This window comes from Novosphingobium sp. RL4 (assembly GCF_035658495.1).
Classification (GTDB): Bacteria; Pseudomonadota; Alphaproteobacteria; order Sphingomonadales; family Sphingomonadaceae; genus Novosphingobium.
The window spans coordinates 922,988-940,065 of record NZ_CP141944.1; the positions used below are offsets into that span (position 1 = coordinate 922,988).

The following is a 17,078-nucleotide window of genomic DNA, read 5'->3' on the forward strand; positions in this document are numbered from 1 at the left end:
CCTGTCGTGGCCGATTTGAAACGGGGGAAATCATGAAATTCACGAGCCTCGCCGCCATTGCGGCGGCGATGACGGCTGCCAGTCCGGTTCTGGCGGCGGAGCAGGCTGTCAGTTCGGCGGTCGTTGCCGCCCAACCCGCCTTGTCGGTAGCCCCGGCAGGCTCTCTCACGCTGCCGGCCAATTCGGAACTGACAGTGACGCCCAATAGCGAGGTGTCCTCGAAGTCCATGCGTGAGGGCGACGTCTTCACCATCACCACGGTCTACGACGTGATGATGAACGGCTATGTGGTCATCCCCAAGGGCACGCGGGGACAGGGCAAGATCACGTGGCGGACCGGCAAGGGGGCGTTCGGCAAGTCTGCGAAGATGGATGTCACCATGGAGTGGCTGGAGATCGGCGGCCGCCGCGTCGTGATCGAGGGCAAGCATCGCCAGGAAGGACAGGGCAATACCGCCGCGACCCTCGGTACCGTGCTTGCGGTAGGCGTGTTCGCGGGCTTCGTGACCGGCAAGTCCGCAGTCATTCCCAACGGCATGCAGTTGAAGGCCTATACGGCTGAGCCGATCCAGTTCCAGGCGGCCGGTCTCGCCCCGGCGCCGGTGCAGGCCGCTGTCGTTCCGGGTAGCGCTGTCGTCTCGCAGGGCACCTCGCCGGCGGTTGCGACGGTTTCGTCGGGTGATCACGCCCAATAAGGCGCACCCGGCAGGCGCGCCCGGCAGGATGGTATCCTTACGGGCGGTGCCAGCGCAGCAAGAGGCGCCCCGGCAATCCGGGGCGCCTTTTTTTGCGGAACAACGGGGCTATCCTTTTCGTTGTTCCGGGCATGAAAAACCTCCTCACCGCCTCCGTGCTCGCCGTCGCTCTTGCAGCCTGTTCGTCCGAGCCTGCGAAGGCGCCCGAGCAGGCTAGCGAAGCGGCGACATCTTCCGCCCTGCCGGACGAAACCGTTTCCGAAGCGCCGCTCGCCGCGCCCACCGATGGTGCTGCCGGCGCGAGGGTGCTGGCGCTGGAGGGGCTTGGCGATCTCCGGATCGGCGAGGCGGTACCCGCCGGCTCGTCCTGGGCGGAGCGCGGTGCTCAGGCGTCCGATGCCTGCCGCACGGTGACGTCGCCGGACTATCCGGGTGTTTATGCCATCGTGGAAAAAGGCAAGGTCCGGCGCATCACGCTCGGCCAGCGATCCGAGGTCAGGTTGGTCGAGGGGATCGGCGTCGGCTCCAGCGAGGCGGACGTGAAGAAGTGGTTCGCGGGCTTCCGCGAGGAGCCGCACAAGTATGAACCCGCCCCGGCGAAGTACCTCACCGCGCCCAATGCCAGAAGCGGCGATCCGGCCTTGCGGTTCGAGATCGGGCAGGATGGCAAGGTCAAGCTCATCCACGTCGGCACGATGCCGGTGCTGGGTTATGTCGAGGGCTGTTCCTGAGCGCCTTGGGCGGCTCTCCATTTTCCTACAGCCCCGCCGCTCCGGTAAGCGTGGGCGATGGCCCGGGATTCCGCGCTTCTGCGGCTGATGGCGCGGCTCGACCGCGCTTGCGGCCGGTTTGGCGCGGGGGTGTGGGCATGACAAGGTGGCGCGACACATTCGGTGCGTTTCGTGTAAACCCGGCGGCCTCACTTCGAAGCACGAGAGACGCCCGCGATGAATCACTATCTGCTGACCTACCATCTCGCGCCGGACTATCTGGAGCGCCGGCCGCAGTTCCGGGAGCCGCATCTGGCGCTGGCCTGGGCCGCGGCTGAGCGCGGCGAACTGGTGCTGGGCGGCGCGGTGGAGGACCCGGTGGACATGGCGCTGCTGCTCTTCGCGGGCGCGGGGCCCGAGGTGGCGGAGACCTTCGCCAGGGCCGATCCCTATGTGACGGAGGGCATCGTCGAACGCTGGACAGTCAGACGCTGGGCAACGGTGGTGGGCGAGCATGCCGCCCATCCGGTGCGCGCGGAGCGACAGGCGTGAGCGGGGCCGAGCTTGCCATCCGCTCCCGCCGGGCAAAGTTCAACCGCGCCATTGCCGAGGGGGATGCATCCGCCATCGGTCCGATCCTCGCGCGTGATTGCGTGATGGTCACGGGCACCGACAGCGCGCTGATCTCGGGCCGGATGGGGCAGGTGAAGGTCTGGCGGCGCGAATTCGCTGGGACGGCGCGGCTGGTCTACACCCGCACGCCGAAGGAGGTCACGGTCTCGCCGGTGGAACCGATCGCGATGGAGCATGGCCACTGGGAAGGGATCGACAGCACCTCCGACGTGCTGACGGCCTCGGGCACCTACACCGCCAAGTGGCGCGAACTGGGCGGTGAATGGGTGATCGAGGCGGAGATATTCCTGACCCTGGCTTGAGACGGACCGCCTGAGTCAGGCCGCTTGAATCAGGCGCCTTCGCGCTCGGCGGCAAGGACATCGGCGGCCGCTCCGGCGGCGCGGGCGGCGGCATCTGCGGCGGAATCGCGGACAGGCGGCGCAGCGGGACGGGCAGGGGCGCCCATCTGCGGGGCGGAAGGCTGCGGCGCGTAGGCGCGCGGGCCGGGCTGCGCCAAGGAGCGCTGCGGCGCGATGAAGGGGCGGCCCTGCTCGGCGTAAATGCGCTCGTCATCCTCGTCACCGCGCCAGTGGCGGCGGGACGGGGCGGCACTGTCGTCCTCTGCCCAGCCCGAACCGTCGAGGATGACCATCCGGCCGCGCGGCGGGCCGAACCCGGAATGGTCGGAAGCGGCGTAGTCGCCTTCCTCCTCGCCGGGATAGTCGCGAGGGCCGGGCATCTGCTCGTCGGACAAGGCGTAATCCTCGCGGTCGGCCCTGCTGCCTGCGGCATAGTCGCCATCATCGTGCCTGGCACCGCGCGAGCCGGAGAGCGCATAGTCCTCGGGGAACTTCTGCATTTTCCCGGTGGTCATCCCTGCGGCGACGATGCCCGCACCGACGCCGCCGGCAACCAAAACCAGAACCCACTTTCCGAAACCCATTTCAACTCCAACGGCATGGCCTGCCTCACCTTCCACTATAGGACTAAACGAGCCGCCATGTCGGTGAGGTGAATGCATGAGGGAAGATACGGGGCAGAAACGCAAGGTTTCGGTCATTCCCGGGTGACATGGTGAATGCATGTTTAAGAACCGAACCGACGCCTACTCGCTGACCCCCTGCTGGTTCACGCGCGTGCACGAGCCCGATGGGCGGCGCGAGCGGGACGACGACGGCACGCTGGTCTGCACCTGCCGCTACTGCCGCAAGCGCATTCGATCACGCGGCGGGGACAGGTGGAACCTGGCCGACGGGCTCGATCTCGATGCGCTGGCGGCATCGTGCATCTCCAGCCATTTCAGCGTCGTGGACGTGGACGATGGAATGATCCTGGCGCGCTACCAGCTTCCTGCGGGCGCGGACGAGGCGGCGATTGCGGAAATGCGCCAGAACATCGCCGCCAAGCATGGCGTGGAACAGGGAGACGGGATCGAGATCCGCCTTGTCCGGCACGAGGACGTCCTCCAGAAGCGCCATTGACCCGGTAGCGGGTTAGAGTTTCAGGCTTGAGAGCACGCACGAAAAAGGGCGCCTTCCCTGAAGGAAGGCGCCCCAATTCTTCGGTGGCCCGAGACTTACTGGCCCGAGAGTGCCGCTTCAGCCAGAGCGCCCTTGGCGTCGGCGAGGCGGAAGTTCACGTTGCGCGAGTTGTAAGTGCCGGTAACGCGGTTGCCGCTCACGTAGAGACGGAAGGGAACCTGACCCGAGGCCATGCCTTCGATCACGGTAACCTTGCCCTTCTGCTCGGTCGTGTAGTTGTAGTGCACGCCGTCGTGCGAGAAGCTGCGGGGATCTTCAGCGTGAGCGGCGGTGGTGGCAAGGGCGGCGAAAGCGGCGCCGGCGGCGAAAACGGTCTTCAGCATGGCAATGTCCTTTGTAGGGGATAGGAGATTGCCTCGGGCACCTCTTATCTTGTTGCGGTGCAACATCGCTATCTCGCACCATCGTCGCAATGGAATTACTTGCCACCGGTGTTGCGTTTACTGCATCTGCTGAAAATTCCCCGCCAAGTGATGATGTTAGCGCTATCGTAAAATGAGCCCGGCGTTCTCGGAGCCGAAAATTTCAACGATTCCGCATGGGACCGGCGTTCTCTTTCGGCCGAATCATCTCAGAGGCCGAATGTCGGGGCGGTTTGCGAAGGCCGGCGATTGCGTCTTTTGCGGTGGGCCGATAGATATCGCGCCATGGAAGTGACCCGTGCTGCCCTGCAGCGTATCGCGCTTGGCCTGATGTCGAGCATCGTCCTTGCCGGGTGCCATGGCGGCAACCATGCGAAGGACATGCCTGGCGACGCTGACGATCACGCGCCGTTTCATGCCATTTCGGCGGAAGATCACGTTCGCTTCACCGGGACCGAGCCGTTTTGGGGCGGGGATGTCTCGGGAACCCGGATGACCTATTCCACGCCGGAAAATCCCGGCGGCGATGTGATCGAGGTCAGCCGCTTCGCGGGCCGTGGCGGTCTATCGTTCAATGGTGAGGCGAAGGGCGTGCAGATGACGCTGGCGATTACGGCGGGCTCTTGCAGCGATGGAATGTCGGATCGCCGCTATCCCTTCGTGGCCATGCTGAAGATCGGGGAAGAAACGCGCAGCGGCTGCGCCTGGACCGATCGTCAGCCGCCTATCGGCGGTGAAGGCTCGGCTGCGGGCAGGCCTTGAGCCTGCCGCCCGGCCCGGGCGCCGGAACCATCGGTGCCGGCAACTTGCGAATCCGGGCTGGTTGAATCTCCGCTACCCGTATCCGTACCGGCAGGCAGGCACGCACCAGCCAGGGCGCCGAGGGTAACGGCGGCGGCGATCGCACCCAGAACATTCGTCGACATCGGCAATGGCGTTCTCCGCTTTCCCTCTCGCTATGGTTGAACGCGGGGAAACGCGGGCTGTTCCGTGGTGCGATCGCCTGAGGGGCCTTATCGCTTGCGCACGAACTCGGCGCGCAGCACGAGGCCCTTGATGCCGGGATACTTGCAGTCGATCTCCTGGGCATCGCCGGTCAGGCGGATGGACTTGATGAGGGTGCCCTGCCGAAGCGTCTGGCCGGCGCCCTTGACCTCGAGATCCTTGATGAGCGTGACCTGGTCACCATCGGCCAGAAGGTTGCCGACGGCATCGCGCACCTCGACCGCGTTCTCGGCGGCGCGCTTCGCCGCAAGTTCCGATGCGGGCAGCCATTCGCCGCTTTCCTCGTCGTAGACGTAATCCTCGTCGTCGCCTGCCATGGTGGTCCTTCCGGTTGGGAAGCCCGCCATGGCAGGGACGGGATCGGAGTTCTAGCCTTCGAGCGACTTTTCGAGGGTGATCTCGCAGTTGAAAAGTTTCGAGATCGGGCAGCCGGCCTTGGCTTCGTCAGCCAGCTTCTCGAACTCTTCCGCGCTGATCCCGGGAATGCTGGCCTTGAGCGTGAGCGCCGATTTGGTGACGGCGAAGCCGCCGTCGGCACTGTCGAGCGTCACGGTGCACTGGGTGTCGAGCGTGCCGTCCGCATAGCCGGCCTTGGCCAGGGCAAAGCTCGTGGCCATGGTGAAGCAGGCGGCATGCGCGGCGGCGATCAGTTCTTCCGGGTTGGTGCCGGGCTGCCCTTCGAAGCGGGTGCCGAAGCCGTAGGGCTGTTCGCTGAGGACGCCGGAACGCGTGGTGATCGCGCCTTTGCCCTCCTTGCCGAGGCCGAGGTAACGGGCGGAAGCGGAATTCGTGGTCATCCGGGTGTCCTTTTCCAGTGTTCGCAGAAGGGGGGTATGCTTCGGATCGGCCAACGCGGCCGGCCCGGACCTGTTCCCGATTCGCGAAGCGGCGAGGACCGATCCGGTGCTCAGGCGGGGTGAAGCGCCCTTGCGGCCACGTTTTCCACGTTAGCGGATGCAGCATCGACCCGCTTCCAGGCACGCTCGTGGAACCAGAAGGCTACTGCGTTGATGCAGGGTTCGACAAGCGCGATACCACCCGCAAGCGCCAGCGATCCCGTCATTGCATAGGCAACCGTGAAGCCCACCGTCAGATGAAGGCACAGGTAGGTCAGGGTCTTGGCAAGATCACGAGGCATGACGAATTCCTTTCGCAGTGCAAAATATCGGAATTGCGCGGGTTACGGCCAATGATCGCTTCCGATTTCTTTGATCGGCTGCTATGCATGACCAACAATAAGGACGGACCACAACGATGGTATCGTCCATGGGAAGAGGATGCTGTCATGGAGAAGTTCCTGGCAACATTGCAGGCTGGACTTGTCCTGTTTGCCGTGGCCTGGTCGGGCGTAGGCTCGGCCAGCGATACAGGTCGCCAAGCTGGCGATCTGAACGGCGCGGATACTGCCGCAATGTCGTCCGATGAGATGACGGGTGCTTACTTCATGCGGGATACCCTGGTTCCCCGAGCGGACGATCTCGCTCTTATCCAGCGCAAACCGGCGCTGTACGTTGCCAGCTTCAACGATGGCATGGCGACAGTGGCCTATTCGCTGGCGGAAGGGCGGATCGTCTATCGGGTGGTTTCAGGGACAGTGGACGATACTGCGCGTGACGCCATCGATCACGCACTCGTCAGGTTGCAGCGCAAGCTGGCCTGACAACAGGGAGTATGCCGGGCGGAAACGCCAAGGCCGAGGGAAAGGGAGAAGGTCAAGGCGCGTCGGGCCACAGTCCGTCGCGCCTTGATGCCGTTCGGCCTGATATTTCCCGAAATGAACGTGACTTATGCCGCCCGCCTGCTGGACCGGATTGATGCGCCGCAGCATAAGGAAGCATGGAATTCGTTCACCAGTATGAGCGCGCGATCACCTGGATCGTTGCCCAGTGTCCCGCGCCGGACAAGTTCGCCCACACTTATGCGGGGCTGACGATCTGGTTGCTCACTGCGATACTCCTCAAGAAGAAGCTCAGCTCGAACTGGCCGCTCGCCGTGGTGGTGCTGGCGGAACTGGGGAACGAATATATCGACCGGCTCGCCCATGGCTCCTGGTCCTGGCACGATACGATCGGCGACGTGATCGCCACACTGTTCTGGCCCTTGGTCATTTCCTTCGCGATGCGCCTGCGGCCTGCCATTCGCGGCTAGTTTACGGCCTGGGTTATTGCCGCCGCCTCGGGAAAGAGGGATGCTCCGCCGGGAATCGAAGCCGATCACAGCGGCGAAGGAGAGAGCCCGATGCGGAATGGAAACTGGCGAGTGGCGGTGGCAGGCGCCGTGCTTGTCCTGATGGCGGGGTGCAAGGGCGGCGCTGAGCCCGGCCCGGGCGCTTCGCCGACCATGTCGGAAGATGCTTCGCCCGCCGCCGTCGAGGCGACCGAGGCGGTAGACTCCGGCGCGCCCGACAGTCTCTCGGTCTATGTCGGCAAGTATCCGCTCGACAAGGTGGGTGCGTACGGTTTCTTCGATCACCCCAAGGTGCAGGAGGGCGTGACCCGTGCCGTCACCGATCCTCGCGTGGCCGGGGCTATCGCGGCGATGGAGGGGCCGGTCGGCCCGGTCCTGCGCAAGGATAACGACATTGCCGCCTCGCGGTGCGAATTGCACAACTGCGGGGCGCACAACTACGCCATCCACGTCGATGCGACGACGAACGAGGTCACTTCGGTCTGCTACTATGACGAGAAGGCCGGGCCGATTGCCACCTGGTACAAGCCCGATGGCGCCAAGGTCAGCGAAGGAGGGGGCTGTTCCGTCGGGTGAACCGGCGCTGGATCATCGGCCCGCCTCGCTTCACCCTCATGCCGTCTGGCCGGGCTCCCATTCGGGCGCGGCCAGTTCGAAGCCGCCGAAGTGGAAGCCCGGCGACACCACGCAGCTTACCAGTGCCCAGCCGCCCAGCGGCTCCGCAGCTTGCCAGTGTCCGGTGGGAACGAGCAGTTGCGGCGCTTCGCCCCGGAGCAGATGCCCGCCCAGCACATGGCGCTGCACCGGGCCGGTGTCCGCCGGGGCGATGGAGAGGGCGATGGGCGCTCCGGCGTGCCAGAACCACAGTTCCTCTCCGTCTACCCGGTGCCAGTGCGAGCGCTGGTGGGCTTCCAGCAGGAAATGGATGGCGGTGGCCAGCGGCCGCTCGCCTTCCGCGGTGGAGGCCAGCGCCGCCGCGGTCATGGGCGCCGTCCAGGTCCGGCCGTACCAACCGCCTTCGGGGTGAGGCTTGAGCCCGAGCCGGGCGATCAGTTCGGCGGCTTCTCCGTTCGGTTCGGCGACAGGGGGTGTCATCGTGGCCTTTCGTCTGATGAAGGGTTCGCGGCTACCCCAATGAAGGCTATTCAGGACGCCTTCACAACCCCTCAACAGGTTCAAGGATTCGATCATGCCCCATCCTCTCGGCATCGACATGCGCACGGTTGCGGGCATGGGCCCGGTCGAACACGTGCGGCTGGCCGCCGAACTGGGATGCAAGGCGGTTTCCATGAGCCTTGAGCAGGCGCCCGGGCCGCAGGGTTATCCCGCCTGGTCCCTGCGCGAGGATGCCGGGCTGCGGCGCGAGGTGAAGGCGGCGCTGGCCGATGCCGCGATCCGCATCGGGCTGGGCGAAGGGATCGGTGCCGATATCGGTGTCAGTATCGGTGAGGGCGACAATCTGCGAGCGCCGGAGGACCATGCTGCCGACATGGATATATTCGCCGAACTGGGCACGCGCCGGATCGGCGTGCGCGACGGTGGGCTGGAGCGGGATCGCGCTTTCGACACCATGGCGCGCTTCGCGGAAATGGCGCGGGAGCGTAACATGGACTTCGGTTTCGAGTTTTCGCCGGGCATGACCGTGCGAAACCTCAAGGGCGCGCTGGATCTGGTGCGGCATATCGGCGGAGACCGGGTGAGCGTGACCGTGGATGCCCTGCATTTCTTCCGTTCCGGCGGTGCTGCACGCGAATTGGCCGAACTGGATGCAGCGCTGATCGGGCATGTCCGGCTCTGCGATGCTGCGCTCAACGGAACTGGAGCCCCCTCTTCGGAAGCGCGGGACAGCCGCCTCATTCCGGGCGAGGGCGAATTGCCCCTGCGCGAATTCGTTGACGCCCTGCCGCGCGGCAAGACGCTTGGCCTGGACCTTTCGCTGCCGCAGGCCGCGCTCGGCGTGGAGGCGGCGCGGGACTATCTGGTCGAGGTCGTGACGCGGACCCGCGCGCTGCTGGCCTGAAACGCTGCTGGCCTGAAATGCTGTTGGTTTGAAACAGGGCCAGGCCGTCAGGCGCGGCGGTCCGCGAGGATCATTTCCGCGCCTTTTTCCGCGATCATCATCGTTGGCGCATTGGTATTGCCCGAGGTGATCGTGGGCATGACCGAGGCGTCGATCACCCGCAGCGCGCCAACCCCCATGACCCGCAGCGCGGGATCGACCACGCGGCCCATGGCCGCAGTGCCGACGGGGTGGAAGATCGTCGTCCCGATCGCACCCGCAGCCTCGCGCAGTTGTTCCTCGCTGGCGAAGTCCGCGCCCGGTCGAAGTTCTTGCGGCAGGTAGCGGGCGAGGGCAGGGCGGTTCACGATCTCGCGCGTCAGCCGGATCGACTGGGCGGCAACCGCGCGGTCTTCCTCGGCGGCGAGATAATTGGGCCGGATGCTGGGCGCCGTTGCCGCCTCTCCAGCCACGACATGGGTGGAGCCGCGGCTTTCGGGGCGCAAGTTGCAGACGCTGGCGGTGAAGGCGGGAAAGGGATCGAGCGCGCCGCCGAAGGCCTCGAGGCTGAGCGGCTGAACATGATATTCGAGATTCGGCGTCGCGTAGCGGGCATGGCTGCGGGTGAAGACGCCGAGCTGGCTCGGGGCCATGGCCATCGGCCCGCTGCGGCGCAGGGCATATTCCATGCCGATCAGCGCCTTGCCGAAAAGATTGGCCGCCCGCTGGTTGAGCGTGGCGACACCGGAGACCCGCCACGCGCAGCGCAGTTGCAGGTGATCCTGAAGGTTCTCGCCCACGTCGGGCAGGTTCTGCACGGGCGCGATGCCGAGCGCCGATAGCCGCTGCGCATCGCCCACCCCGCTGCGTTCGAGGATCGCCGGGGAGCCGATCGCTCCGGCCGCAAGGATGACCTCGCCGCCCGCACGCGCCACTCGAGCCTCGCCGCCGCCGAGGCTGTAGGCCACGCCCACGGCGCGCCCCTGCTCAAGGATCACGCGGTCCACCAGTGCCCCGGTTTCGACCTTGAGATTGGCGCGGCTGCGCACCGGCTTGAGGAAGGCGTCCGAGGCGCTCCACCGCCAGCCCCGGCGCTGGGTGACCTGGAAGAACCCCGCGCCTTCGTTGTCGCCCCGGTTGAAGTCGGCCACGGCGGGGATACCCTGCTCAGTGCAGGCCTCGCGGAAGGCTTCGAGGATGTCCCAGCGCAGCCGCTGTTTCTCCACGCGAATCTCGCCGCCGGCGCCGTGGAATTCGCTTGCCCCTTCGTAATGGTCTTCGGCGCGCCGGAAATAGGGGAGCACGTCGTCCCAGCCCCAACCGGCATTGCCGGCCTGCCGCCAGTGGTCGTAATCGGCAGCCTGTCCGCGCATGTAGATCATGCCGTTGATCGAGGACGAGCCGCCCAGCACCCGGCCGCGCGGATAGCGCAGAGTGCGCCCGTTGAGCCCGGCTTCCGCTTCGGTGGAGAGGCACCAGTCGGTGCGCGGGTTGCCGATGCAGTAGAGGTAGCCCACCGGCACGCGGATCCAGATATAGTCGTCCTTGCCGCCGGCCTCCAGCAGCAGGACGCGGTTTCGCGGATCGGCGCTCAGCCGGTTGGCGAGCACGCAGCCCGCACTGCCGCCGCCCACGACGATGTAGTCGAACTCTCCCATTTCCAAGGGCTAGGCTGCCGTTTCACGTGGATCAAGCGTTCGCGGGAACTGGCGTGAAACCCGCTCCGGCGATGCCTTGGGGCGGCCTCTGTCCGGGGTTCCCGCCCCGGATTGTTAAATTTCTGAAACGCTCTGTCATTGCGGCCCGCATTGACGAATACACCAGCCCACGAACGTAGCATCGCGAGTTAGAGAATGGCGTCTCGGCGCCATTTTTGACAGGAGCCGCCGGTGCTTGGGACAGATCGTCGTCGGGGGGCGAACGATCGGTCCGGGGCGTGAGCACGATACTCGGTGTCGGGCTCGGGACACGCTTCCGCCGGCGGCTCATTGCATTTCTCGGCGCATTCCTCAGCGCATCGCACTTTCGGGAAATGTCGTAAAAGCCCGGTCAGCCTCTTGCGCGCGGATGCGTGATCGATTCTCCTGCCGTGCAGATCGTTCACAGGGGTAATGACGATGCGGCAGGGATATTGGCTGGCAGGTGCGGCGCTGGCCTCCATCTGGGCGACGGGCGCCATCGCGGCGCCTTCTCCCGAACAGGTGGCCGAAGCCGCACTGCGCGCCGCGCCGGTGTGGGACGGGCACAACGACGTTCCCGAGCAATTGCGCGACCGCCGCAAGGACATGCTGGCGGGCTTCGACTTCCGCGACACCGCGAATACGGCCGGCGACGGACGCGCCGCCATGCAGACCGATCTCTTGCGCCTGCGCAAGGGCCGGGTCGGCGCGCAGTTCTGGTCGGTCTACGTCTCTGCCGAGCTTGACGAACAGCACGCGGTACAGGCGGTGCTGGAGCAGATCGACGTGGCGAAGCGGCTGATCGCGTCCAATCCCGATACGATGCAGTTTGCGCAAAGCAGCGCGGATGTGGAAAAGGCGATGAAGGCGGGCCGGATCGCCTCGCTGCTGGGCATGGAGGGCGGCCATTCGATCGGCGGGTCGCTCGGGGTGCTGCGGCAGATGTATGCACTGGGCGCCCGCTATCTGACGCTCACCCATTTCCGGAATACGGCCTGGGCCGACAGCGCCACCGATGCACCCGCTCATGACGGTCTTACCGATTTCGGGCGGGACGTGGTGCGTGAGATGCAGCGGATCGGCATGTTGGTCGATCTCAGCCACACCAGCGCGGCGACGATGAACGATGCGCTGGATGTAGCCGGGGCGCCGGTGATCTTCAGCCATTCCAATGCCCGCGCGGTGAACGGCCATGCCCGCAACGTGCCGGATGACGTGCTGGCGCGGCTGGCGGCGAACGGCGGGATCGTCATGGTCAATTTCTATCCGCCATACGTGGTGGAGGCCACGCGGCAATGGCAGGCGGAAAGGGCCGGCGAGAAGGCGCGGCTGGCTTCGCTCCACGTGGGCGATCCGGCGGCGGCCGATGCGGCGCTGGCGGCGTGGGAGCACGCGCACCCCATGCCGCGCGGCTCGCTGCGTGACGTGGCGGACCATATCGAACATGTCATCAAGGTGGCGGGCGTGGATCACGTCGGCCTCGGCGGCGATCTTGACGGCGTGGAGACCACGGTAGCGGGGCTGGATGATGCTTCCACTTATCCCGCGCTATTCGCCGAGCTCGCACGGCGGGGCCATTCGCAGGCGGATCTGGAGAAGATCGCCAGCCGCAACATGATGCGCGTGATGAAGGCCGCCGAGGCATATGCGGCCGGCCACCGCGGCGATCCGCCGATCGAATCGCCTACGGTTTTCTAGGGGCTAATGCCCCATCCGGCTCTCCTCGATCGGTGCCTGCTGGCCAGCCGAGATCGGCTGCTCCACGCCGGGGCGCTGCCAGAGGCTGGTCGAGAACCAGAGGATAGAGATCGCCAAGATGAAAATGGCGAAGATCGCGATCAGCATGTGAGACAGCTTGGGCGACGTGCCCGCATGATTGTTGCCCGGGGCATTGCCCTGCACCGTGGCTACGCGCGATTCAGCAAATTCGGTATCCGGTCCCATCCAGATTTCCTCTCTCCACCCGGAATCGGGCGTTTCGGCCCCCACGTTCCCGCAAACCCTGATCGGCATGCATGCGCGGAGTGTCCGGAGAGGAGATCACCGCAAGCTGCCGCGGCTGTCAACCTTTCGTGACTTTCAGGCAATGTGCGGCCGGGCAATGTGCGGTGCGAACGGCCCGCTGGGCATCAGCTACCCAGGGCGTGCTCTTCCGCCGTGACCGGATGTCCCTGCGGCGGGGCCTGATCCCACCATGCCCGCGAAATCCATATTGCCGACATGGCCAGTATGGCGAGAAGCAGGCTCGCGATCAGGACGTACCGCACGATATGGGGCGTACTGCCCGAGCGTGCTTCGTCCTCGTCCAGATGAACTTCATCGCCAATGCGTTGCATGGTGGCTCTCCCGTCGGCCCGGCGGCGTCTGGGCCACATTGCATTACGGGCCGGAAAGTATAACGCGTCAGCACGCCCGGAGTTCCCGCAAGGAAGCGGGTGCCGGGCCTAGGGTAAATCCCTCGATGAGGAGCCGAGGCCGAGCAGGCGCAGGGTGCGCTCGTCGCGGCGGCCCTGGCAGAAGGCATCAAGGGCGTGGGCATGGCGTTCGCCGCCGCCGGCCGCCTCGAACAGCGTCATGGAACTGCCGAACTTCAACGCGTCCAGTTCGCCCAGTATGGCAGAGGCGCTGCGCTCTCCTGCCCAGCCGAGCATTGCATCGGTGCATTCGCCAAGCCGCGCGCCAAGCAGCGGATGGGCAAGATAGGCTCGTGCTTCCGTGAGCCCGGAGAGCGCGTAATACCGCGAGGTCTCACTTGATCCGAGGCCGGCAAGCTGCGGAAAGACGTACCAGATCCAGTGGCTTTGCTTCACCCCGCGCGCGAGTTCCGAAGTGACGGCGGCGTAGTCCCGCCGCTGGGCCTCGACGAAGCGGTCAAGCCCGCTCATGGATCAGCGGGAGGGTGGGGATTGCGGCGCATCCGGGGCCTGGGCGCCGGGCTGGTCCTGCGGATTGGCTTCTCCGTCCCGCACGGCTGCCGCGGTATCCGCGTCGCCGCCGGTGCTTTCGGGGGCCTGCACCGATCCGGTGATCCAGATCGCGGAAAGCGCCACGATCGCCAGCGCCAGGCTGACGAGCAGGACATAGCGCATCACGTTCGGCGCCGAACCGGCGCGCGCATCCGTCTTGTCGATATGAATTTCCTCGCCCGGTCGCTCCATGCCTGCATCTCCCGTCATGCCGGCGCGGGCCGGCTTCCTCAGGTCAACGCCCCATGGCCGGGGCACGTTCCGTGCAGCAGGGCACAGATGCGCGAAGGGGCCGGATGCGCTGGCATCCGGCCCCTTCGGCTGTTCCTGCGTTGCGGCCGGTTGGATCAGTCGCGCAGAAGCTCGTTGATGCCGGTCTTCGAGCGGGTCTGCGCGTCCACGGTCTTGACGATCACGGCGCAGTAGAGCGACGGGCCGGGGGTGCCGTCGGGCAGGGGCTTGCCGGGCAGCGAGCCGGGAACGACTACCGAGTAGGGCGGAACCTTGCCGATGTGGACTTCGCCGGTTGCACGGTCGACGATCTTGGTCGATGCGCCGAGGAACACGCCCATCGAGATCACCGCGCCTTCGCCGACGACCACGCCTTCGGCCACTTCCGAACGGGCGCCGATGAAGCAGTTGTCCTCGATGATGACCGGGCCGGCCTGCAGCGGTTCAAGCACGCCGCCGATGCCGACGCCGCCCGAGATGTGCACGTTCTTGCCGATCTGCGCGCAGGAACCGACGGTGGCCCAGGTGTCTACCATGGTGCCTTCGCCAACGTAGGCGCCGATGTTCACGAAGCTCGGCATCAGCACGACGCCCTTCGAAATGAAAGTGCCGCGGCGGGCGACGGCGCCCGGAACCACGCGGAAGCCGGCCTTGCGGAAGTCGTCCTCGGCCCAGCCGTCGAACTTCACGGGCACCTTGTCGAACGCGGGCGCGCCGCCGGCGCCGTGAGCGACGGGGGCGTTGTCATTGAGGCGGAACGAGAGGAGCACTGCCTTCTTCAGCCACTGGTTGACCTTCCAGCCACCGTTGCCGTCGGGCTCGGCGACGCGGGCAGCGCCCGATTCGATCAGGCCCAGCGCTTCGTCGACGAGCTTGCGCACGTCCGCGCTGGCGGGGGTGACGGTGTCGCGCGCTTCCCAGGCGGCTTCGATCGCGGTTTCGAGTTCGGACATGTTCGCGTCTCCAGAAAGTCGGCCAAAAGGCATGTTTGCAGGCGCGCCTAGAGGGTGGGAACCGGCGCGACAAGCAGGAAGGATGCGGCGGCTATAAGCACCGCACAGGAAAGTATCGGAAGTTCATGGCGCTGAACGGAAAGTGCGCGGTGGCGCATTTTCCGTTCGGACACTTGTTCGAAAATCCACCCCGGCGGATGCCAGGGGCGTGCTCGATCAGGGGGCCATCAATTCGCGGACGAAGCCGATCAGGCCGGTCTGGCGGGCGCGGCGCATGCGCTCGGCGTCGAGAATCGTCTTCACCTTCTCGAAGCAGTGGTCGATGTCATCGTTGACGACGACATAGTCGTACCCGTCCCAGTGGCTGATTTCCGAGCGGGCGCGTTCCATGCGGGCGGCGATCACGTCCATGCTGTCGGTGCCGCGGCCGGTCAGCCGGCGGCGCAGTTCGTCGATGCTGGGCGGCAGGAGGAACACGCGCACGACGTCGCGTTCCAGCTTCTGGTAGAGCTGCTGGGTGCCCTGCCAGTCGATGTCGAACAGATAGTCCTGCCCATCCTTGAGGCCCGCCTTCACTTGCGCTTTCGGCGTGCCGTAGGAGTTGCCGAAGACGGTTGCCCATTCGAGGAATTCCTCGTTTTCGACCATCTGGTCGAACTGGGCCTGGCTGACGAAGTGATAGTCCTTGCCGTCCACTTCGCCGGGACGGGGCGTGCGCGTGGTGCAGGAAACCGAATTGCAGATATGCGCATCGTGTTCGAGCAGCATACGCGAGATCGTCGTCTTCCCCGCGCCCGAGGGGGAGGACATGATGAGCATGAGGCCGCGCCGGGCAAGGGGGCCGGCGGGATTGTCCGGAGAGTTGACCATGTGCCCCGATGCCGATGACCGGCGCGCAAATCAAGGGGTGACGTGAGCGGCCGGGGGTGCTGCGGCGCTACCGGGAATAAAGGTTCGGCAATTCCCGGCGCGCCGGGTCAGGCGCCGAGGTCGGGCACCAGGTCCGATTCGCCTTCGCCCTCTTCGGCCATGTCCTGGATCTCCGCTTCCCCGCGCGCGCGCTGCTTGCGGGCCTTGCTGCGTTCGTAGAGCGTCTTTGCGGCAAGGCCGCCGATCACCAGCGCGGCGCCGGGGGCGGAGCCCATGGCGACACGGGCTATCGCGGTGTGGAGCATCGACTGGGCGAACGAGCGCCCGCGCAGGATGTCCTTGGCCTTCGCCGGGGTATAGCGCTTGCCGAGCAGCGCATGTTCGACCGCGCGGCGCGCGATGGCGGTGCCGCCGCGCAGGGCGATGTCGGCAATGGCAAGGTTGGTGGCGGTGTTCGGGCTGGGGCCGCGCAGGGTAACGGCCTTGTCGCGGGCCCTGGCAGCGGTGTTCTTCACCGCCGTTCCGGCCTTGCTCACACCGTTGCCGATGCCTTTTCCGACTTTCCGGGGAACAGTGGTGACGCCCATGGACCTTGCTTTCCCGGGCCTTGTCCCGCCCGCTTTACTTCTTCTTGCCGAAATCGACCGAAACGACGTTCGATCCGTCGTCGCTGGGAATAATGCGCGAGGCGACGTCGCGTTCCGTGGCCGAATCGTTCTCGGGGTGGCCGGCGAGATCGTCTTCGTCCTCGTCGTCCGTCACGGCCTGGAACTGGAGGCCGAAGTCCACCGCAGGGTCCACGAAGGCGGTGATCGCCGAGAAGGGGATCACCAGCTTGGACGGCATCTGGTTGAAGCTGAGGCTGACCGTGAAGCCATCTTCGCGCACCGCGAGATCCCAGAACTTGTTCTGGAGAACGATGGTCATTTCGTCGGGGAAGCGGGCTCTCAGCTCTCCGGGAACCGACACGCCGGGCGCACCCGTCTTGAAGGTTATGTAGAAGTGGTGAGTACCCGGAAGGACGCCGCCGGCGTCTTCGACCTGGCCAAGCACGCGGCCGACAACGGCGCGCAGGGCCTCCTGGACGATTTCGTCATAGGGGATCAGGCTGTCTGGTGTCGTATCGTTCATCGCGCCCTAGGTGCTCATGGTTCCTTGGTCGGTCAAGCGTGTTAAAGCGTAAAATAGCACGCCCCGGCGGGTTTTCCCTAGGTCGTTTCGGAAAAGGACGACCGAAGATTACCTCAGGAACGCTTTTCGCGCAC

Annotated in this window: 26 protein-coding genes; 11 read left to right on the top strand and 15 right to left on the bottom strand. The window is 65.8% G+C overall.

The features are described from left to right. The first annotated feature begins 32 nt into the window (after positions 1-32). From U9J33_RS04475 to U9J33_RS04490, 4 genes are all read left to right on the top strand, one after another. Entirely contained in the window at positions 33-695 is a 663-nt protein-coding gene (locus U9J33_RS04475) for a hypothetical protein (protein WP_132469915.1), read from the top strand. 131 nt (positions 696-826) lie between these two features. Further along, positions 827-1,426 (top strand): hypothetical protein, encoded by a 600-nt coding sequence (locus U9J33_RS04480; protein ID WP_324698161.1) that lies wholly within the window; start codon positions 827-829, stop codon positions 1,424-1,426. A gap of 216 nt (positions 1,427-1,642) precedes the next feature. Next, positions 1,643-1,957 carry a YciI-like protein gene (locus U9J33_RS04485; protein ID WP_324698163.1) on the top strand — a complete coding sequence of 105 codons (315 nt, stop codon included), beginning with the start codon at positions 1,643-1,645 and terminating at the stop codon, positions 1,955-1,957. Then, positions 1,954-2,340 (top strand): YybH family protein, encoded by a 387-nt coding sequence (locus U9J33_RS04490; RefSeq protein ID WP_185998011.1) that lies wholly within the window; start codon positions 1,954-1,956, stop codon positions 2,338-2,340. The genes U9J33_RS04485 and U9J33_RS04490 overlap by 4 nt, the downstream gene beginning before the upstream one ends. 29 nt (positions 2,341-2,369) lie before the next feature. Here U9J33_RS04490 and U9J33_RS04495 read toward each other — a convergent pair whose 3' ends face one another. Continuing rightward, complete coding sequence (locus U9J33_RS04495) at positions 2,370-2,963, bottom strand: hypothetical protein (protein WP_324698165.1); 594 nt, start codon at positions 2,961-2,963, stop codon at positions 2,370-2,372. A gap of 139 nt (positions 2,964-3,102) precedes the next feature. On the opposite strand from U9J33_RS04495, the gene U9J33_RS04500 reads away from it, so the two are divergent. Next, on the top strand, positions 3,103-3,501 hold the full coding sequence (locus U9J33_RS04500; protein WP_054436487.1) for a hypothetical protein: 399 nt from the start codon (positions 3,103-3,105) through the stop codon (positions 3,499-3,501). Between the two features lie 95 nt (positions 3,502-3,596). Here U9J33_RS04500 and U9J33_RS04505 read toward each other — a convergent pair whose 3' ends face one another. Further along, the gene (locus tag U9J33_RS04505) at positions 3,597-3,884 is read right to left on the bottom strand and encodes a hypothetical protein (RefSeq protein WP_054436486.1); all 288 of its coding nucleotides are present in this window, start codon (positions 3,882-3,884) and stop codon (positions 3,597-3,599) included. A gap of 324 nt (positions 3,885-4,208) precedes the next feature. On the opposite strand from U9J33_RS04505, the gene U9J33_RS04510 reads away from it, so the two are divergent. Next, on the top strand, positions 4,209-4,685 hold the full coding sequence (locus U9J33_RS04510; protein WP_054436485.1) for a COG3650 family protein: 477 nt from the start codon (positions 4,209-4,211) through the stop codon (positions 4,683-4,685). A 251-nt stretch (positions 4,686-4,936) separates the two neighbouring features. Here the strand turns inward: U9J33_RS04510 and U9J33_RS04515 are convergent, their stop codons facing one another. The 3 genes from U9J33_RS04515 to U9J33_RS04525 all read right to left on the bottom strand — a co-directional run bounded on the left by U9J33_RS04515 (position 4,937) and on the right by U9J33_RS04525 (position 6,066). Continuing rightward, a complete protein-coding gene (locus tag U9J33_RS04515; RefSeq protein WP_054436484.1) occupies positions 4,937-5,245 on the bottom strand; it encodes an alkylphosphonate utilization protein in 309 nt (102 codons plus the stop codon). Positions 5,246-5,296: 51 nt separating this feature from the next. Then, on the bottom strand, positions 5,297-5,725 hold the full coding sequence (locus U9J33_RS04520; RefSeq protein WP_054436529.1) for an OsmC family protein: 429 nt from the start codon (positions 5,723-5,725) through the stop codon (positions 5,297-5,299). Positions 5,726-5,835: 110 nt separating this feature from the next. Continuing rightward, entirely contained in the window at positions 5,836-6,066 is a 231-nt protein-coding gene (locus U9J33_RS04525) for a DUF2061 domain-containing protein (RefSeq protein WP_054436483.1), read from the bottom strand. Positions 6,067-6,117: 51 nt separating this feature from the next. On the opposite strand from U9J33_RS04525, the gene U9J33_RS04530 reads away from it, so the two are divergent. The 3 genes from U9J33_RS04530 (at position 6,118) to U9J33_RS04540 (ending at position 7,691) form a co-directional block, all read left to right on the top strand. Beyond that, positions 6,118-6,588: a hypothetical protein gene (locus tag U9J33_RS04530; protein ID WP_231635781.1), complete on the top strand. Its 471-nt coding sequence runs from the start codon at positions 6,118-6,120 to the stop codon at positions 6,586-6,588. Positions 6,589-6,764: 176 nt separating this feature from the next. After that, the gene (locus U9J33_RS04535) at positions 6,765-7,076 is read left to right on the top strand and encodes a hypothetical protein (protein ID WP_324698171.1); all 312 of its coding nucleotides are present in this window, start codon (positions 6,765-6,767) and stop codon (positions 7,074-7,076) included. A gap of 90 nt (positions 7,077-7,166) precedes the next feature. After that, entirely contained in the window at positions 7,167-7,691 is a 525-nt protein-coding gene (locus tag U9J33_RS04540; protein WP_324698173.1) for a hypothetical protein, read from the top strand. Positions 7,692-7,727: 36 nt separating this feature from the next. Here the strand turns inward: U9J33_RS04540 and U9J33_RS04545 are convergent, their stop codons facing one another. Further along, entirely contained in the window at positions 7,728-8,210 is a 483-nt protein-coding gene (locus tag U9J33_RS04545) for a cupin domain-containing protein (RefSeq protein ID WP_324698175.1), read from the bottom strand. 94 nt (positions 8,211-8,304) lie between these two features. Between U9J33_RS04545 and U9J33_RS04550 the strand changes: the two genes are divergently transcribed. Next, entirely contained in the window at positions 8,305-9,135 is an 831-nt protein-coding gene (locus U9J33_RS04550; protein ID WP_324698177.1) for a sugar phosphate isomerase/epimerase, read from the top strand. Between the two features lie 47 nt (positions 9,136-9,182). Here the strand turns inward: U9J33_RS04550 and U9J33_RS04555 are convergent, their stop codons facing one another. Beyond that, positions 9,183-10,772: a GMC family oxidoreductase gene (locus tag U9J33_RS04555; RefSeq protein ID WP_324698179.1), complete on the bottom strand. Its 1,590-nt coding sequence runs from the start codon at positions 10,770-10,772 to the stop codon at positions 9,183-9,185. Positions 10,773-11,231: 459 nt separating this feature from the next. On the opposite strand from U9J33_RS04555, the gene U9J33_RS04560 reads away from it, so the two are divergent. Continuing rightward, a complete protein-coding gene (locus U9J33_RS04560) occupies positions 11,232-12,491 on the top strand; it encodes a dipeptidase (RefSeq protein WP_324698181.1) in 1,260 nt (419 codons plus the stop codon). Positions 12,492-12,494: 3 nt separating this feature from the next. Here the strand turns inward: U9J33_RS04560 and U9J33_RS04565 are convergent, their stop codons facing one another. The 8 genes from U9J33_RS04565 to U9J33_RS04600 all read right to left on the bottom strand — a co-directional run bounded on the left by U9J33_RS04565 (position 12,495) and on the right by U9J33_RS04600 (position 16,944). Then, on the bottom strand, positions 12,495-12,806 hold the full coding sequence (locus U9J33_RS04565; RefSeq protein WP_324698183.1) for a hypothetical protein: 312 nt from the start codon (positions 12,804-12,806) through the stop codon (positions 12,495-12,497). Positions 12,807-12,922: 116 nt separating this feature from the next. Further along, a complete protein-coding gene (locus U9J33_RS04570; RefSeq protein WP_054436527.1) occupies positions 12,923-13,129 on the bottom strand; it encodes a hypothetical protein in 207 nt (68 codons plus the stop codon). A gap of 108 nt (positions 13,130-13,237) precedes the next feature. After that, complete coding sequence (locus tag U9J33_RS04575) at positions 13,238-13,678, bottom strand: DUF1810 domain-containing protein (RefSeq protein ID WP_185998002.1); 441 nt, start codon at positions 13,676-13,678, stop codon at positions 13,238-13,240. A gap of 3 nt (positions 13,679-13,681) precedes the next feature. After that, entirely contained in the window at positions 13,682-13,969 is a 288-nt protein-coding gene (locus U9J33_RS04580; protein ID WP_324698186.1) for a hypothetical protein, read from the bottom strand. Positions 13,970-14,106: 137 nt separating this feature from the next. Next, complete coding sequence (dapD, locus tag U9J33_RS04585; RefSeq protein ID WP_054436475.1) at positions 14,107-14,943, bottom strand: 2,3,4,5-tetrahydropyridine-2,6-dicarboxylate N-succinyltransferase; 837 nt, start codon at positions 14,941-14,943, stop codon at positions 14,107-14,109. Positions 14,944-15,159: 216 nt separating this feature from the next. Next, the gene (gene gmk / locus U9J33_RS04590) at positions 15,160-15,813 is read right to left on the bottom strand and encodes a guanylate kinase (RefSeq protein ID WP_054436474.1); all 654 of its coding nucleotides are present in this window, start codon (positions 15,811-15,813) and stop codon (positions 15,160-15,162) included. A gap of 107 nt (positions 15,814-15,920) precedes the next feature. Next, a complete protein-coding gene (locus U9J33_RS04595) occupies positions 15,921-16,400 on the bottom strand; it encodes a hypothetical protein (protein ID WP_185998000.1) in 480 nt (159 codons plus the stop codon). Between the two features lie 34 nt (positions 16,401-16,434). Continuing rightward, positions 16,435-16,944 (bottom strand): SspB family protein, encoded by a 510-nt coding sequence (locus U9J33_RS04600; RefSeq protein ID WP_054436472.1) that lies wholly within the window; start codon positions 16,942-16,944, stop codon positions 16,435-16,437. Between the last annotated feature and the right edge of the window lie 134 nt (positions 16,945-17,078).

Excerpts from the sequence above, each read along its gene's own strand:
- U9J33_RS04475 (WP_132469915.1), top strand. The coding sequence starts at position 33 with ATGAAATTCACGAGCCTCGCCGCCATTGCGGCGGCGATGACGGCTGCC.
- U9J33_RS04480 (WP_324698161.1), top strand. The coding sequence starts at position 827 with ATGAAAAACCTCCTCACCGCCTCCGTGCTCGCCGTCGCTCTTGCAGCC.
- U9J33_RS04485 (WP_324698163.1), top strand. The coding sequence starts at position 1,643 with ATGAATCACTATCTGCTGACCTACCATCTCGCGCCGGACTATCTGGAG.
- U9J33_RS04495 (WP_324698165.1), bottom strand. The coding sequence starts at position 2,963 with ATGGGTTTCGGAAAGTGGGTTCTGGTTTTGGTTGCCGGCGGCGTCGGT.
- U9J33_RS04500 (WP_054436487.1), top strand. The coding sequence starts at position 3,103 with ATGTTTAAGAACCGAACCGACGCCTACTCGCTGACCCCCTGCTGGTTC.
- U9J33_RS04505 (WP_054436486.1), bottom strand. The coding sequence starts at position 3,884 with ATGCTGAAGACCGTTTTCGCCGCCGGCGCCGCTTTCGCCGCCCTTGCC.
- U9J33_RS04510 (WP_054436485.1), top strand. The coding sequence starts at position 4,209 with ATGGAAGTGACCCGTGCTGCCCTGCAGCGTATCGCGCTTGGCCTGATG.
- U9J33_RS04515 (WP_054436484.1), bottom strand. The coding sequence starts at position 5,245 with ATGGCAGGCGACGACGAGGATTACGTCTACGACGAGGAAAGCGGCGAA.
- U9J33_RS04520 (WP_054436529.1), bottom strand. The coding sequence starts at position 5,725 with ATGACCACGAATTCCGCTTCCGCCCGTTACCTCGGCCTCGGCAAGGAG.
- U9J33_RS04525 (WP_054436483.1), bottom strand. The coding sequence starts at position 6,066 with ATGCCTCGTGATCTTGCCAAGACCCTGACCTACCTGTGCCTTCATCTG.
- U9J33_RS04530 (WP_231635781.1), top strand. The coding sequence starts at position 6,118 with ATGATCGCTTCCGATTTCTTTGATCGGCTGCTATGCATGACCAACAAT.
- U9J33_RS04535 (WP_324698171.1), top strand. The coding sequence starts at position 6,765 with ATGGAATTCGTTCACCAGTATGAGCGCGCGATCACCTGGATCGTTGCC.
- U9J33_RS04540 (WP_324698173.1), top strand. The coding sequence starts at position 7,167 with ATGCGGAATGGAAACTGGCGAGTGGCGGTGGCAGGCGCCGTGCTTGTC.
- U9J33_RS04545 (WP_324698175.1), bottom strand. The coding sequence starts at position 8,210 with ATGACACCCCCTGTCGCCGAACCGAACGGAGAAGCCGCCGAACTGATC.
- U9J33_RS04550 (WP_324698177.1), top strand. The coding sequence starts at position 8,305 with ATGCCCCATCCTCTCGGCATCGACATGCGCACGGTTGCGGGCATGGGC.
- U9J33_RS04555 (WP_324698179.1), bottom strand. The coding sequence starts at position 10,772 with ATGGGAGAGTTCGACTACATCGTCGTGGGCGGCGGCAGTGCGGGCTGC.
- U9J33_RS04560 (WP_324698181.1), top strand. The coding sequence starts at position 11,232 with ATGCGGCAGGGATATTGGCTGGCAGGTGCGGCGCTGGCCTCCATCTGG.
- U9J33_RS04565 (WP_324698183.1), bottom strand. The coding sequence starts at position 12,806 with ATGCCGATCAGGGTTTGCGGGAACGTGGGGGCCGAAACGCCCGATTCC.
- U9J33_RS04570 (WP_054436527.1), bottom strand. The coding sequence starts at position 13,129 with ATGCAACGCATTGGCGATGAAGTTCATCTGGACGAGGACGAAGCACGC.
- U9J33_RS04575 (WP_185998002.1), bottom strand. The coding sequence starts at position 13,678 with ATGAGCGGGCTTGACCGCTTCGTCGAGGCCCAGCGGCGGGACTACGCC.
- U9J33_RS04580 (WP_324698186.1), bottom strand. The coding sequence starts at position 13,969 with ATGACGGGAGATGCAGGCATGGAGCGACCGGGCGAGGAAATTCATATC.
- dapD (WP_054436475.1), bottom strand. The coding sequence starts at position 14,943 with ATGTCCGAACTCGAAACCGCGATCGAAGCCGCCTGGGAAGCGCGCGAC.
- gmk (WP_054436474.1), bottom strand. The coding sequence starts at position 15,813 with ATGGTCAACTCTCCGGACAATCCCGCCGGCCCCCTTGCCCGGCGCGGC.
- U9J33_RS04595 (WP_185998000.1), bottom strand. The coding sequence starts at position 16,400 with ATGGGCGTCACCACTGTTCCCCGGAAAGTCGGAAAAGGCATCGGCAAC.
- U9J33_RS04600 (WP_054436472.1), bottom strand. The coding sequence starts at position 16,944 with ATGAACGATACGACACCAGACAGCCTGATCCCCTATGACGAAATCGTC.